The organism is Rossellomorea vietnamensis, from assembly GCF_001305855.1.
GTDB classification, from domain to species: domain Bacteria; phylum Bacillota; class Bacilli; order Bacillales; family Bacillaceae_B; genus Rossellomorea; species Rossellomorea vietnamensis_A.
In genome coordinates, this window is record NZ_LIXZ01000007.1 from 48,816 (window position 1) to 62,893 (window position 14,078).

The 14,078-nt window shown below is 44.2% G+C and carries 16 protein-coding genes; 10 read left to right on the forward strand and 6 right to left on the reverse strand.

What is annotated here, in order from left to right:
- Nucleotides 1-42: 42 nt before the first annotated feature.
- The 4 genes from AM506_RS10725 to AM506_RS10735 all read right to left on the reverse strand — a co-directional run bounded on the left by AM506_RS10725 (nucleotide 43) and on the right by AM506_RS10735 (nucleotide 1,621).
- A complete protein-coding gene (locus AM506_RS10725; protein ID WP_060672489.1) occupies nucleotides 43-834 on the reverse strand; it encodes an SDR family oxidoreductase in 792 nt (263 codons plus the stop codon).
- A gap of 15 nt (nucleotides 835-849) precedes the next feature.
- A complete protein-coding gene (locus tag AM506_RS22770) occupies nucleotides 850-1,011 on the reverse strand; it encodes a hypothetical protein (protein WP_160316869.1) in 162 nt (53 codons plus the stop codon).
- 55 nt (nucleotides 1,012-1,066) lie between these two features.
- Nucleotides 1,067-1,255 carry a hypothetical protein gene (locus tag AM506_RS10730; RefSeq protein WP_060672490.1) on the reverse strand — a complete coding sequence of 63 codons (189 nt, stop codon included), beginning with the start codon at nucleotides 1,253-1,255 and terminating at the stop codon, nucleotides 1,067-1,069.
- A 126-nt stretch (nucleotides 1,256-1,381) separates the two neighbouring features.
- Complete coding sequence (locus AM506_RS10735) at nucleotides 1,382-1,621, reverse strand: hypothetical protein (RefSeq protein ID WP_060672491.1); 240 nt, start codon at nucleotides 1,619-1,621, stop codon at nucleotides 1,382-1,384.
- Nucleotides 1,622-1,798: 177 nt separating this feature from the next.
- Here AM506_RS10735 and AM506_RS10740 point away from each other — a divergent pair, with 177 nt between their 5' ends.
- From AM506_RS10740 to AM506_RS23325, 6 genes are all read left to right on the forward strand, one after another.
- Entirely contained in the window at nucleotides 1,799-2,725 is a 927-nt protein-coding gene (locus AM506_RS10740) for a manganese-dependent inorganic pyrophosphatase (RefSeq protein ID WP_060672492.1), read from the forward strand.
- A gap of 66 nt (nucleotides 2,726-2,791) precedes the next feature.
- On the forward strand, nucleotides 2,792-3,178 hold the full coding sequence (gloA2, locus tag AM506_RS10745) for an SMU1112c/YaeR family gloxylase I-like metalloprotein (RefSeq protein ID WP_060672493.1): 387 nt from the start codon (nucleotides 2,792-2,794) through the stop codon (nucleotides 3,176-3,178).
- A gap of 213 nt (nucleotides 3,179-3,391) precedes the next feature.
- Nucleotides 3,392-4,309, forward strand: coding sequence for a tetratricopeptide repeat protein (locus AM506_RS10750; protein WP_160316870.1), 918 nt, complete (start codon nucleotides 3,392-3,394; stop codon nucleotides 4,307-4,309).
- 175 nt (nucleotides 4,310-4,484) lie between these two features.
- Entirely contained in the window at nucleotides 4,485-5,378 is an 894-nt protein-coding gene (locus tag AM506_RS10755) for a helix-turn-helix domain-containing protein (protein WP_060672495.1), read from the forward strand.
- Nucleotides 5,379-5,511: 133 nt separating this feature from the next.
- Nucleotides 5,512-5,973: a hypothetical protein gene (locus tag AM506_RS10760; RefSeq protein WP_060672496.1), complete on the forward strand. Its 462-nt coding sequence runs from the start codon at nucleotides 5,512-5,514 to the stop codon at nucleotides 5,971-5,973.
- 98 nt (nucleotides 5,974-6,071) lie between these two features.
- Nucleotides 6,072-6,200 (forward strand): hypothetical protein, encoded by a 129-nt coding sequence (locus AM506_RS23325; protein ID WP_258264940.1) that lies wholly within the window; start codon nucleotides 6,072-6,074, stop codon nucleotides 6,198-6,200.
- A 106-nt stretch (nucleotides 6,201-6,306) separates the two neighbouring features.
- On the opposite strand, the gene murB is transcribed toward AM506_RS23325, so the two are convergent.
- Nucleotides 6,307-7,227, reverse strand: a complete 921-nt coding sequence (gene murB, locus AM506_RS10765) for a UDP-N-acetylmuramate dehydrogenase (RefSeq protein ID WP_060672497.1) — start codon at nucleotides 7,225-7,227, stop codon at nucleotides 6,307-6,309.
- A gap of 188 nt (nucleotides 7,228-7,415) precedes the next feature.
- Entirely contained in the window at nucleotides 7,416-9,476 is a 2,061-nt protein-coding gene (locus AM506_RS10770; protein WP_082386325.1) for a bifunctional 2',3'-cyclic-nucleotide 2'-phosphodiesterase/3'-nucleotidase, read from the reverse strand.
- A 251-nt stretch (nucleotides 9,477-9,727) separates the two neighbouring features.
- On the opposite strand from AM506_RS10770, the gene AM506_RS10775 reads away from it, so the two are divergent.
- The 4 genes from AM506_RS10775 (at nucleotide 9,728) to AM506_RS10790 (ending at nucleotide 14,072) form a co-directional block, all read left to right on the forward strand.
- Nucleotides 9,728-10,630: a DMT family transporter gene (locus AM506_RS10775; protein ID WP_082386326.1), complete on the forward strand. Its 903-nt coding sequence runs from the start codon at nucleotides 9,728-9,730 to the stop codon at nucleotides 10,628-10,630.
- Nucleotides 10,631-10,843: 213 nt separating this feature from the next.
- Nucleotides 10,844-11,695 (forward strand): DegV family protein, encoded by an 852-nt coding sequence (locus AM506_RS10780; protein WP_060672498.1) that lies wholly within the window; start codon nucleotides 10,844-10,846, stop codon nucleotides 11,693-11,695.
- Between the two features lie 195 nt (nucleotides 11,696-11,890).
- Nucleotides 11,891-13,381, forward strand: coding sequence for a DEAD/DEAH box helicase (locus AM506_RS10785; protein WP_082386327.1), 1,491 nt, complete (start codon nucleotides 11,891-11,893; stop codon nucleotides 13,379-13,381).
- Complete coding sequence (locus tag AM506_RS10790; RefSeq protein WP_060672499.1) at nucleotides 13,371-14,072, forward strand: ComF family protein; 702 nt, start codon at nucleotides 13,371-13,373, stop codon at nucleotides 14,070-14,072. The genes AM506_RS10785 and AM506_RS10790 overlap by 11 nt, the downstream gene beginning before the upstream one ends.
- The last annotated feature ends 6 nt before the right edge of the window (nucleotides 14,073-14,078 follow it).

Consider the following 14,078-nt stretch of genomic DNA (forward strand, 5'->3'; position numbering starts at 1 on the left):
CCAGTGAAAAATCCCCAAAGGCATGCTTTGGGGATTAGAGCGTTATAGTGCTGTAACCATTCCACCATCGACAACCAGGGATTGACCGGTTAAATAGGTATTTGCGTCTGAAACAAGGAAGGCAATCACCCTGGCAAACTCGTCCGGCTCACCATATCTCCCTATAGGGATCGCCTTCTCACTCATACTTCTTAGCTCGTCAACGGTCATATTCCGCTTCTCAGCGTTTATTTGATCAAGCTCTGCCACCCGGTCTGTTGCAATTCTTCCGGGACCGACCGTGTTGATGAGAATGTGATCCTGGGCGAGTTCCCTTGATAAGCTTTTAGATAACCCGACCATTCCGGTCCTGAACGTATTGGAAAGAATCAGACCGTCGATTGCTTGCTTCGTGGAAGATGAAGCAATATTCACGATCCGTCCGCCATTATTCCTTTTCATATGGGGGAGAACCTCTCTGATCGTTCGAATATAACTGAGCAGGTTCAATTCAAAAGCATACTGCCAATCGTCATCCTCGAATTTTTGAAATCCTCCCGCTGGTGGACCGCCAGTATTATTGACGAGAATATCCACTCCACCCAGTTTCGATACCGCTGTCTCAACGAGGGACCGGATATCTTCCGGCTTCGTCATATCGCATCTCGTGAAATAAATGTGCTGATTCCCAGTTAAATCAATGATTTCATTTGCGGTCTTTTGAAGTTCTTCTTCATGTCTGCTGGAAATAAGCACGCGTGCTCCTTCTCTTGCCAGTTCCAGTGCCGTGGCTTTTCCTAAACCCTTACTTGAAGCCGTTACAATGACTGCTTTATCTTTTAATCCGAAATCCATTTCCATCCACCTCATTTAATTGGGAATATTGATCTCTTTGTTCATCGGTTTACCCTTTCCCTGATAGTTCCAAAACAGAACAAAGACGAATACGGCAAAACCGACTGCACCGCAGGCAACGGCCACTGGTATTTTCGTTTTCGCCCCTTCTTCCAGTGCCTGAACGCAATCCTCCAATCCGATTGCATCAGCATCTAAGATTTTGAATTTTCTGAACGAACTGATCAGTTGGCTATGTTACTTCTCTTTCTATCTGTGGGTTAGTACGGCTAGGGAGAAATTGAATTAAGTCGAGTGCTTGGAATTGTTCAATAAGAGCAGACTGGAGTCTTTTCTGATCGTGTGGTGACAATACACGGTATTCATCTGAGGTTTTCAGTTTATTGATGAGGTTTTGCAGGAGATCTTCACGATTCAGCATACGTTTCCTCCTTGGGTTATCATTCTTATATTATAGGGGAATATGAAATGGGGTTGAAGGCATGGGTATAGGAATCCAACCTGAGGAAATGATCACTAAAAGCAGAGAGTGGGTTAGTTATGAGTATTATTGCTCCATCCCCACTCGTCGCTTCACCTTAAGAAGGTCTTTCTTCTGATCCCAGTTTTCTTTAACCAGAATAGCGATATTGTCATGAGTATCCTGCTGATTTTCTTCGAGTACGGTCATTCTGGATTCGAGCTTGTCCATGCGATTTTCAATTTTCGTCATTCGCTCATTTATGTTGTTTTCAAAACGAGTCATTTGTCCTTGAAGTTCTCTTATGGCTTGTAAAATCTGATCCATAGCATTTTTCACCTCCTTGTGCATTATTATAACACAGAATCTGGGAATGTTACCTTCACAATCACTGGAAAAAATCCACCCTTACGGATACGGTTTTGCTTTTAAATATGGTAATATAAGAAAATGTAAAGAGAGATAACAAACGAATCACATTACATAGAGTTAGGAGAATGGTCAATGAGTAAAACACTAATTTTCGGACACAAAAATCCGGACACAGATACGATCACATCGGCACTGGTTTATGCTGATTTGAAATCAAAAATCGGGATGGACGTGGAGCCGATTCGTCTAGGTGAAGTGAACGGTGAAACACAGTATGCCCTTGATTACTTTAAAGTCGATGCACCGCGCTTAGTAGAAAAGGTTGCCGCTGAGACGGATACGGTCATCCTCGTTGACCATAACGAGCGCCAGCAGAGTGCTGAGGACATCGAGGAAGTACGCGTTCTTGAAGTCATCGATCACCACCGTATCGCAAACTTCGAAACGGCTGATCCATTGTACTACCGCGCCGAGCCGGTTGGATGTACGGCAACAATCCTAAACAAGATCTACAAGGAAAAGGGAGTAGAAGTGACGAAGGAGATGGCTGGACTCATGCTTTCAGCAATCATCTCGGATTCCCTATTATTCAAATCTCCAACATGCACGGCCGAAGACGTAGCAGCAGCAAATGAACTGGCTGAAATTGCAGGCGTCGACCCACAGGTGTACGGCTTGGAAATGCTGAAGGCCGGTGCGAACATGAGCACGAAATCAGTCGCGGAACTTGTGACCCTTGATGCAAAAGAATTCTCCATGGGTAACGCAAAAGTGGAAGTGGCTCAAATCAATGTTGTGGATACGAATGACGTATTCGGACGTCAGGCAGAAGTCGAGGCGGCCATGGAAACGATGATCAAGGAAAAAGGACTGGATCTATTCCTTCTTGTCGTGACGGACATTCTGGAAAACGATTCGACAGCTCTTGCCCTGGGAAGCAAATCGGCTGAAGTGGAGAAAGCGTTCAACGTTACACTTCAAAACAACACGGCTTTATTAAAAGGCGTGGTGTCCCGTAAGAAGCAGATTGTACCTGTGTTGACGGATGCGATGAAATAAGGAAAAATTGGAAGGGGCAGTCTTTTGGCTGCTTCTTTTTTATATAAATAAAGGGAGAGGTCCAACATGAACTTCAAAAAAATCCACCACATCGCCATCATTTGCTCGAATTATACCAAATCCAAAGACTTTTACGTCAACAAACTCGGGTTGGATATAAAGCAGGAAATATACAGGGAAGAAAGAGATTCTTATAAACTCGATCTCACGTTAAACGGAGAGTATATCATCGAACTCTTCTCATTCCCTGACGCCCCGACACGGCCAAGTTATCCGGAAGCTCAAGGGCTGCGCCATTTAGCCTTTGAAGTCGAAGATATAGAAGGGTCTGTAAAAGAGTTAAATCAAAAGGGGATTGAAACCGAAGAAATAAGGCTAGATCCGTATACCCATAAATCATTCACGTTCTTCGAAGATCCGGATGGACTGCCGTTGGAGATATATGAAATCTGATGGAGATCAAAAAAAAGAGCACTTCCCATTAAGAGAAGTGCTGTCAAAAGGTATTGTAATTTGTCGTTACAATTATTAAAACATAGATTAGAAATGTTTGTATTGGCGGTCTGAGTTTGTGTGAGTGAATTTAAGGTATTTTACCTGAGAAAATTGCATGGATTCTGATAATATATAAATATATTAATATTTTGCAGTTAGGGGGGATAGATGGTGGATTACTCGATTATTGGGACAAAGATAAGGGAGATGAGGAGAGCTATTAGGTTAACTCAAGATGAATTAGCTGATGGAATCTGCACTCAGGCTTTGATCAGTAGAATGGAGAAAGGGGATATTTATCCCAGTGCCACTGCCCTTTATCAGATTTCCAAAAAACTTGGAGTGGATGTAAACTATTTCTTTGAAATCGGAATGACTCCCTGTCTCGATTACATTAAAGAAGTGGAAAGGCAACTACGTAAATTGCGGATTAATCATCAATATATTGAAATGATGGAAATGGTCAAAAACGAAGAAAATAATCCACTATTCAAGGACCCTGCAAATGCTCAGCTCCTTTGTTGGCATAAGGGAATCTATCATTTTGAAGTTGTAAAAGATCAAGATACTGCTTTTGACCTTTTACACAAAGCATTTCAAATGACAGCTGACAGTAAAAAAGTATTGTCGGAAATAGAAATGGAAATCCTTCTCACCCTGGGAGCTTTTCATTTCACTAATGAAAATTATCAAAAGTCTCTATGTCATTATTCTGAAGTAAAGACTGCATTATCTACAGCTGAGTGGTTGCAGGATAAATCGATCAAAACGAAGCTCCTTTATAACATGGCAAGAGTTTACACAAGGCTTGGAAATTATCAGGAATCCATTCAATATTGTCAAAAGGCAATCAAGTGGATCATTAAAGAAGAGCATATGTATGGGTTTGCTCAACTCCATTACCATCTTGGATATAATCTTGAGCTTATAGGCGATTATGAACAAGCATTACCTTATTTTGAAAAAGCTGCCGCCTTTTTTGAAATCCAAAACAACATGGAATTCGTCCGATTTATAAGAGGGAAAATGGAGAAGCTTATAGATGATGTAAATAGGGGAACTTTCAAAAAAAAGAGCACTTCCCACTAGGAGAAGGGCTATCAAAAGGTATTGTAATTTGTCGTTAGGTTTATTAAATCATAAGGAAGAAATGTATGTAGTTCTGTTCTCGGCTATTGAGGCTGACTAGAATCAGATTTCCCTGCAGAAATGGCATGTTATCATTAAAAATATAAAGATATTAATATTTAGAGGAGGTGGGGATGTGGACTACTCAATCATTGGTAAAAAGATAAAGGAGTTAAGAAAGGTCGTTGGGTTAACGCAAGGGGATCTGGCGGAGGGAATCTGTACACAGGCGTTAGTCAGCCGGATAGAAAAAGGAGACATTTACCCAAGTGCTACGGCTCTTTATCAAATTTCCGAAAAACTCGGTGTGGACGTAAACTACTTCTTTGAAATCGGCACAACCCCACGACTGGACTATGTAAAAGAAGTCGAGCGTCAATTAAGAAACTTCAGGGTAAGATTACAATATGATGAAATGATCGAGATGGTAAAGGCAGAAGAAAAAAATCCTCTCTTTTTTAGAAATCCAACCAATCTGCAATTGCTGTATTGGCATAAAAGTATTTATCTATTTGAAATCGAGAAAGACCAGAAGAACGGGCTGGCTCTTTTGAAAGAGGCACTTTCACTAACTACAAATAAAAAGCGGGCCATGACAGAACGTGAAATCGAAATACAAATGACCCTAGGGGCTTTCGAACATGGACAAGGAAATTTGCAGGAGTCTTTGGCTATCTATGATGAAGTTCGATCTGCTATACAATCAAGCACCCAGCTTAATGACAAATCGATTAAAACACGATTGCTTTATAATATCGCCAGAACGTTAACCAGGTTAGGGAAGTACAAAGAGTCCAATTCCTACTGTGATCAGGCAATCAAATGGTGTTTGGAAGAGGAACATTTATTTGGTTTGGGCGAACTTTATTATCATACTGGATACAATTATGAACTAGAGGGAGAACTGGAAAAAGCCTTATCATTTATAGACAAATCCATTTTAATATTTGACATGTATGAAGATAACCGGTACCACCAATACCTTCAAAAAAAGCGGGAAGACATCTCTCGTAAATTGGGAATCTTATGAAATGGGTGTGTTCCCCTTTTGTGTATCCTCATTGGCGCTTCATGACACCTTGAATGGTTCATGAAGCGTTTTTATTTTTCATACATCTTGCATGTCCCTCATAAGATGAACTGTAGGTGAGGGGTGTGGATGTATGAGAAGGAAAAGCCCGGTTCCTCTGATAATCGGTGCAGTCGGGGCAATCATCCTGTTGGTGGCTCTGTTCGCGTTTATCGGAAAAAGCCAGGAACCTGATACACCTGAAGAAGTGATCGAGGAGTTTTATGACTTTGAAAAAGATGGGGACTTCGGCAATGCATGGGAGCTTTTTCACTCGGAGATGAAAAACAAGTTTCCCAAGTCCTCCTATATCCAAACGAAGAATCACGTATTTCTGGGGCATATGGGGGTAGATGAGTTCGATGTAGAAGTGGGGAGCATAGAAAAGGTGAAGGAGTTTACGTTTAATGACGAAGGGCTTCAGTTCAAAAATGTCAGGAAAGGGGAAGTGAACATGTATTTCGATAGCAAATTCGGAGAGCTGATGATTACTCAAACGTGTTACGTAGCGTTAGAAGAGGATGAATGGAGGATCCTGTGGAATTATCATTTCTAAGGTAATAAATGGAAACAAAACTTTTTTAACGTAATTGGTTTTATCCCGTGTGGTCCGGGTAATAAGAAACTAATTATTTACAAAGGAGGGCATTAGCTGTGTCACTGCTCTATTTTAAGGCTCGCGAAGCCTATGAACTGGATGCGAAAGTATCTCAATCCCAGATTACAAGACTGAGGGAATATCGCAGAACCAAGCCCGCCCCTGTTGCTAAAAAGAATAGCTGATGGTTCCTTTTGAAAAAGATTCCCCTTCTCAGTCTAAATTCGTTTAGGCTGTTTTTTTATGTTTATATGTAAAAAAGCCGGAAATCCACTGATTCCCGACTCTTCATTAATCCAGGTCTTCCCCGATGATACGGACTTCCCGTTCAAGCTCTACATCAAACTTTTCTTTCACCGTCTTCTGAACATGTTCAATCAGTGAAATATAATCAGTTGCCGTGGCGTTGTCTTTATTCACAATGAAGCCGGCGTGTTTGGTGGATACTTCTGCACCTCCGAAGTTCGTCCCTTGAAGCTCGCTGTCCTGAATCAATTTCCCTGCGAAATATCCAGGAGGGCGCTTAAAGACACTTCCGCATGATGGATATTCAAGTGGCTGCTTGGATTCCCGTTTGTCCGTTAAGTCGTCCATGATGGCCTTGATGTCCTCATAGACCGCAGGCTGCAGGCTGAATGTCGCCTCCAGGACGATATCCCCTTTTTCAGAGATATTACTGTGACGGTAGTCAAGCTCAAGTTCTGCCGCCGTCCGTTTCACAAGGTTGCCGTCACGATCGACGACATGACAGTAATCAAGGACATCCTTGATCTCTCCACCATACGCCCCAGCGTTCATGAACAGGGCACCGCCTACAGTACCTGGAATACCACATGCAAACTCCAGTCCCGATAGCTGCTCGGCTAAAGCGCGTCTCGACACATCGATGATGGCGGCGCCACTTTGAGCCACAATCAGCTGATCGGTTGTTTTAATGTCCTTAAAGTTCTTTAAGTGAAGGACAATGCCGCGAATTCCGCCATCTTTCACGATCAAATTCGAGCCGTTTCCGAGTAACGTGAACGGCACATCGACTTTATTCGAAAGCTTTACGATGTTTTGAACTTCCTCGTATGTGGTCGGGGTAAGGAAGAAGTCTGCTCTTCCCCCGAGCTTCGTATACAAATGATCCCGTAACAATTCGTCACGCTTAATATTGTCCGAATGCATGACCTTCGTTAATTCTTCAAACACTTTTTCTTTATTGTACATTCTATATCAGTCCTATAAAGTAATTTTCATCTCTTCACTATTCAATCCTACCCCACCATTATATGACGAAAACCCATGAAAGTTAAATGGTTTCAGTTGGGAGTGGTGAATATCCGTCTATTGGAGGAAGATCCTCCTCCTTAAATAAGAAAAAGAACCCCCGAATTGGAGGTTCCTGGAATTGCCGGTTATTTTAAGAGATTAGCTACATTCGAGATGAGGTTTGTGATGAACCCGCGGTTTTCTTTCTTTTCCTGTCCGGGATTCGTTCCATCGCTTTCTTTTAGTTTGATCGAATACTTACCAAACCCACTGTCCTGTTCTCCGAGGAACTTATACTTTCTCGCATCCTTGATGTAATTCTGGGCTTTCAGCGACGTTTCGAAAACGATATTTGTATTACCTTTCACAGGGGTAAAGGACCAGTTCCCATCCGCTTCCGGATCGATGGTCTTTTTCTCCATGATATAATCGATGATCACGTTTCGATTCTCATCTGGTGATTTGACAATGATTTCTGAGTTTTTAACGCCCGGGAATTTTCCGGTTGCACGATAGTTATTGGTCGCAACAATGAATTGTTTGTTCGGATCAATGGCTTTCCCATTAAATTTCAGATTCTTGATACGGTTTGAGTCTTTGTTTACCAGAGCGCCTTCAGCATCGTACTTAGAAGGCTTGGTTACATCGATTTCATAGGTGACGCCGTCAATGACATCAAAGTTATAAGAGCGGTAGTCACCGTTCACAAGGTTTTGTTCTTCTGATGTAGAAGGATCGATTTGATTGAATTGACCGGCAGACATCTCAAGCCATTCTTTCACGTCAGCACCTGTAAGCAACACAGCCTGAAGTGTGTTTGGATAGAGGTACAGGTCAGATACGTTCTTAATTGCGATTTCACCTGCCGGTATGTCTGTATAATAATCAGGATTTGCACGTGTACCCGCTTTGAACGGGGCACCTGCAGATAGAACCGGGATGCCATCATACTCTGTCCCCTTGATATACTTCTCGATATACCATTTCTGTGCATTCGTTACGATCTGTACAGACGGATCATCACTCACTAAAGCAAAATAACTGTTGATTGGGGACGTCGTCTCACCGACTGCACTGCGGACCCATTCAATCGTCGCCTCGTGCTCTTCTTTCACTGCGTCGAGGATGCTTTGGTCTGCCTCGACAGCAGGTGTTCCGTCCGGATTCAGAATAGAGCGGGTGGAAGCCTGCGTATTCGTCACATTCCATTTCCCGTCTTTCAATTCAAGTTCAAGGTCAACGAGTCCGAGATGATCTCCCCAGGAACCAGGCATAACCGATCCGACACCATTGATCGTTCCTTTCTTCACGTCTACCCCTTCAATCCCGCTATACGAATCAGAAGGGAAGACCCCGTGTGAATGGCCAAACAAGATCGCATTGATTCCCTCTACTTTAGAAAGATCATACGTTGCGTTTTCCTCCATGCCTTCCTGTGTCACATTTCCGATGCCAGAGTGAGGAATCGCGACAATGACATCAGCACCGTCTGCCTTCATCTGAGGAACGAACTTGTTCGCAGTCTCAATGATATCCTTCGCAATCACTTTTCCTTCCAGATTCCCCTTATCCCACTGCATGATCTGGGGAGGGACGAATCCGATGACGCCGACTTTGATTGCATGCTCTTCACCGTCTTCATCGACTACCGTGCGATCAAGGATTTCATACGGTATAAAATAGTTTTTATCATTGTCTGGATTCCCGTCTTTATCATCTACATACACATTGGCATTCACATATGGAAAGTTGGAGCCTTTTAATGATGTACCGAGGAAATCAAGACCGTAGTTGAACTCATGATTCCCGACGTTTCCGGCATCATAATCCAGCAGGTTCATCGCTTTGTAGACAGGGTGGATTTCCCCATCTTGAAGCGGATCTTCTTTTGCTACATAATCTCCAAGTGGATTTCCCTGGATGAGATCTCCGTTATCGAACAATAATGAGTTCTGCGATTCAGCTCGTGCCTGTTTGATCAGGGTAGCCGTTTTGGCGAGTCCGTATTTATCTGTCACTGTATCTTGATAGTAATCATAGTTTGAGAGGTTCACATGGATGTCGGTGGTTTCAAGTATACGAAGCTTCACGATATCTTTGTCCATGACGTCTGCATAAGTAATGGAAGGAGTGGCTTGAGGAATCAGAAGTCCAAAGGCTAAAGCGCTGCCGGCAATGACTTTTTTCTTATTGGATGTTTTTTTCAAAAGAATCGCTCCTATTTATGTAGTTAATTGTCAAACAATTACATGCTAGCATATCAACATGAAATAAAAATGGTGTAAAAGTATGATTTATTTGAAAAATGTAATAGTTTTGTAAAGCGAAGAGGGTGCGTAAATTGCTGGTTTATTTTTGAGGGGTAATAAGATAGGATAGAACATATCAAAAATATGCTATAACATCTATTCATCTACTAAAATATACTTTTCCGATACAAAAGAGAGGAGGGTGCAATTTGGCACGATTATACACGGCGCTAATCGGCTTAAGCCTGATCTGGGGCATGTCTTTCGTCTTTATAAAATGGTTAGTGGAACCGGCAGGAGTGTGGGGGACGGTGTTTTTGCGATGCCTGGCAGGGGCCCTCGTACTACTTCCGATCTTTTTCATTCAAAGGAAAAAAGAAGGGAAGCAGCCCCTCCCAATATGGAGACTGATTGTAGTGGGAATCGGGAATGCCGCACTGCCCTGGACTCTGATCGCCTTAAGTGAAACGCAGATCAACAGCAATACCGCTTCCATCCTGAACGCGACCACGCCGATTTGGACAGGGTTGGTTGGATTTTTATTCTTCTCTGTCGTGTTGAGGGGGTTCCAGTGGATCGGGATCGCAGTCGGCTTCATCGGCATCCTCGTGCTGATGAACTTTGAAGTGAGCGGCATCTTCACGTCTGACTTTGTAGGGGTGGGGACGATGGTACTGGCGACGATGAGCTATGCCTTTGCTTCCCAGTTCACGAAAAAATACCTGGCAGGAACGAGTGTAGTCGTCATTTCTACGTTCCAGCTGTTGATCGGGGCCGCGGTCGGGTTTGTCGGCATGATGATCACGGATCCGATCTCTGTCGGTGATTTAGCGTCAGGAGAGGTCATCCTCGGCATATTAGGACTGGGCTGCCTCGGGTCAGGTGTGGCGACACTTCTGTATTTCTACATCATGACCAATGGAAGCCCCGAGTTCGCATCGACTGTGACGTACCTGATTCCGGGTACGGCGATGATCTGGGGATTCGTGCTTCTAAGGGAGCAGGTGACCCACAATCTCATTTTAGGTTTGCTGATCATATTCGCAGGCGTATTCCTATCGTCCAGAAAATCCAAGAAAATCATCACATCCCTGCCGGCAGGGACGAGGTAAGACCTTTAAACAAACGTTTGATTAGTATGTTGAATCCCTTGTCCCACAAGGGGTGAGCGTACCAGTCAAACGTTTGTTTAGTTTCCGGGAACCGAAACTCCCCGGAAACTGATGCAAACCAACTTATTTTCATATAAAATGAGTAAGATACATAAGGTAGACTAACGCATAGCACATGCTATTAAAAATAAAACATAAGGATGGTAATTCTATATGAAAACGGCAATTGTAACGGATAGTACCGCCTACATCCCGAAAGAATTGCGTGATCAGCTCAACATACATATGATTCCTCTCAGCGTCATTTTCGGAGGAGAAACCTATCAAGAAGAAGTTGATATTACGGCAAGTGAATTTTACGAAGAAGTCAGCATCCAGGAAAAGCTCCCGACCACATCACAGCCCCCGGTCGGAAAATTCGTCGAGCTGTTCGAGGAACTTTCCAAAGACTACGATGCCGTCATTTCCATCCACCTATCCAGCGGAATCAGCGGGACGTACCAAGGTGCCGTGCAGGCAGGTGAAATGGTCGAGAGTATTAAAGTATACCCATACGACTCTGAAATCAGCTGTATGATCCAAGGCTTCTATGCCATTGAGGGGGCGAAGCTTGAGCGCGAAGGAAAAACGGCAGAAGAAATCGTTGGGTTATTGGATGAAATGAAGGAGTCCGTACAGGCTTACTTCATGGTGGATGACCTTGCCCACCTGCAGCGCGGAGGACGGTTATCCCAAGCACAGGCCATCATCGGAAGCCTGTTACAGGTAAAACCACTGCTGCACTTCGTGGACAAAGTGATCGTCCCGTTTGAAAAAATCCGCACAAAAAAGAAAGCGTTGAAGCGTGTGGAAGGCATTCTTGAAGAAGCCGTGAAGTCCGGCGTATCCTATCAAGCTTCCATCATTCATGCCAATCGGGAGGAAGAAGCGATCGAGTGGAAGAACGAGCTTCAAGAGAAATATCCGAACGTGGAATTCAATGTGAGTTATTTTGGTCCGGTCATCGGGACTCATTTAGGTGAGGGTTCGATGGGAATGGGCTGGGCGAGGAAGATGAGTAGGTAGATTTCTGATTTGTACCTGGTACAAGTGGCGCTTGTTGTACCTGGTACAAACTTTGCTTGATGTACCAGGTGCACACTACCGCACTCTCTAATGGTGCCAGGCACGAAACAATCGTTTTGTGCCTGGCACCATTTTTTATTAGGAAGGATTTTCACCCTCCAATGTAGAATACAATACTATCCCACATAAGGAGTGATGCCGTTGCGTTTTGCTTTAATGGAACACAGGTTAATCCCTGAGCCTCTTATAAAAGAACCACACCCCCCTTTCCAAAAAATCTCAGAATTCACTTCCATTCCGCCTCAACCAATGAATCCATCCTTTCCATTTTCATCAGAGCTGCAATCCTATCTAAGTGGAAGGTCTCTATTAATAGACGAGATTCCATTTCCAATTCAGGTCCTCCATGAGCACTATGTGAACGGCTATGTTTCCTATGAAAAGGGTGTAGACACAGGTCTGTGTCATCGTTGTGGAAATAACAAACCTCATCTATTTGCCACCTTCCATTGTTCAAGATGCCACACCCAATGCACCTACTGCCGGAATTGCATCATGATGGGAAGGGTGTCTGAGTGCACGCCACTCCTAAGGTGGAATGGTCCCGGACCGGAGTCTCCATCGGTAACGTTCGACTGGTCCGGTACCCTTTCAGAAGCGCAAAAAGCAGCCTCGGAACAAATGATATCTGCGATTCAAACAAACACCGACCTTCTCGTCTGGGCCGTATGTGGAGCCGGCAAGACCGAAGTGCTCTTTGAAGGCATATACGAAGCCCTTCAGCAAAATAAACGTGTCTGTATTGCCGCACCCCGTACCGATGTCATCCTGGAACTGTCTCCCCGCCTCAAAAAAGTGTTTCCCCAAACAGAGGTCACCACCCTGTACGGGGGCTCAGAGGAACGGCATAGCTATGGTCAACTTGTTCTATCTACTACCCATCAACTGTACAGGTACAAAGAAGCCTTCGATGTCATGATCATAGACGAGGTCGATGCGTTCCCCTACTCCTACGATTCCTCTCTTCAAGGGGCGGTAGAAAAAGCCCGGAAGACCCAATCGTCCACCATATACTTGACGGCAACCCCGGACCAGAAAACGCAACAGGAATGTGCCCGGGAAAAAAGGACCTTCATCCAAATCCCGGCCCGCTTCCACCGTCATCCAATCCCACTACCCAGATTTGTCTGGTGCGGACTCTGGAAAAAATCCCTGAAGAAAAACCGTATTCCCCCAGCATTGAAAAATTGGACCTCATTAAGACTCAAACACTCCAAACAAGCCCTGATTTTCTTTCCGACCGTCGATCTTATGGAACAAGCCCTGTCTTTATTCCAAGAAATGAATCCCCTTATCGAATCGGTCCATGCTGAAGACCCCCAACGAAAAGAAAAAGTCTTGAAGATGAGACAGGGAGAGATTCCGATTTTACTTACGACAACCATTTTAGAACGGGGAGTGACAATCCCGAACATCGATGTTGCGGTCCTTGGAGCCGAAGAAAAGATTTTCACCGAAAGTGCCCTCGTTCAGATCGCCGGCAGGGTGGGGAGGAGCGCTGACTATCCAACAGGGGATATCGTGTATTTCCATTACGGCCGCACAAGGGAAATGATCAAAGCGCTGCTTCATATCTACCAAATGAACAAAGAAGCCGGGAGAAGGGGACTGATTCATGGTCGCTAACTGTTTGAATTGTAGCAGCGAAGTGGAAGAGGTATGGTCGTGGAGAGGGTTATTTTACAGGGAGCCTCAATTTTTATGTCAGGAATGCGAGAGTCAGTTGGAGAAGATAGAAGGGGAGCTCTGCAGAGGGTGTTCCCGTTCACTGGAGGCATTGCCTTCCAATCTCGTAAAAGAAGACATCTGCCTGGACTGCCATCGGTGGGACCAGGATCCGGAGTGGAAGGGGGTTCTTCATAAAAACGATTCATTGTATCACTATAATGATTTTTTGAAAGAGTACTTGGCCAGATACAAATACCGGGGGGATTACGCGTTGGCACAAGCCTTCTCCCATAGTATTAAATCCTATCTCGCAAAAATGGAATATGACCACATCATCCCCATCCCACTCAGCGATGAACGCCTCTATGAGAGAGGGTTCAATCAATCTACCGCACTGTTGGAAGAATCAGAGGTCCGTCCCTCACATATCCTCACGCGTTTGCATTCTGAAAAGCAGTCGAAGAAGACGCGTGCTGAGCGTCTTCGCCAGGAGCAGGTTTTTCAGTTGGCAGAGTGTGATGTGAAAGGCAAGTCGATTCTGCTGTTTGATGATATTTATACGACGGGGACGACGTTGAGGCAGGCGGCAAAGTTGCTGAAGGACGCTGGTGCTGACGAGGTATCATCCTTAACTCTCGCCAGGGGTTAAAGCAAA

Excerpts from the sequence above, each read along its gene's own strand:
- AM506_RS10725 (WP_060672489.1), bottom strand. The coding sequence starts at position 834 with ATGGATTTCGGATTAAAAGATAAAGCAGTCATTGTAACGGCTTCAAGT.
- AM506_RS10730 (WP_060672490.1), bottom strand. The coding sequence starts at position 1,255 with ATGCTGAATCGTGAAGATCTCCTGCAAAACCTCATCAATAAACTGAAA.
- AM506_RS10735 (WP_060672491.1), bottom strand. The coding sequence starts at position 1,621 with ATGGATCAGATTTTACAAGCCATAAGAGAACTTCAAGGACAAATGACT.
- AM506_RS10740 (WP_060672492.1), top strand. The coding sequence starts at position 1,799 with ATGAGTAAAACACTAATTTTCGGACACAAAAATCCGGACACAGATACG.
- gloA2 (WP_060672493.1), top strand. The coding sequence starts at position 2,792 with ATGAACTTCAAAAAAATCCACCACATCGCCATCATTTGCTCGAATTAT.
- AM506_RS10760 (WP_060672496.1), top strand. The coding sequence starts at position 5,512 with ATGAGAAGGAAAAGCCCGGTTCCTCTGATAATCGGTGCAGTCGGGGCA.
- murB (WP_060672497.1), bottom strand. The coding sequence starts at position 7,227 with ATGTACAATAAAGAAAAAGTGTTTGAAGAATTAACGAAGGTCATGCAT.
- AM506_RS10780 (WP_060672498.1), top strand. The coding sequence starts at position 10,844 with ATGAAAACGGCAATTGTAACGGATAGTACCGCCTACATCCCGAAAGAA.
- AM506_RS10785 (WP_082386327.1), top strand. The coding sequence starts at position 11,891 with ATGCCGTTGCGTTTTGCTTTAATGGAACACAGGTTAATCCCTGAGCCT.
- AM506_RS10790 (WP_060672499.1), top strand. The coding sequence starts at position 13,371 with ATGGTCGCTAACTGTTTGAATTGTAGCAGCGAAGTGGAAGAGGTATGG.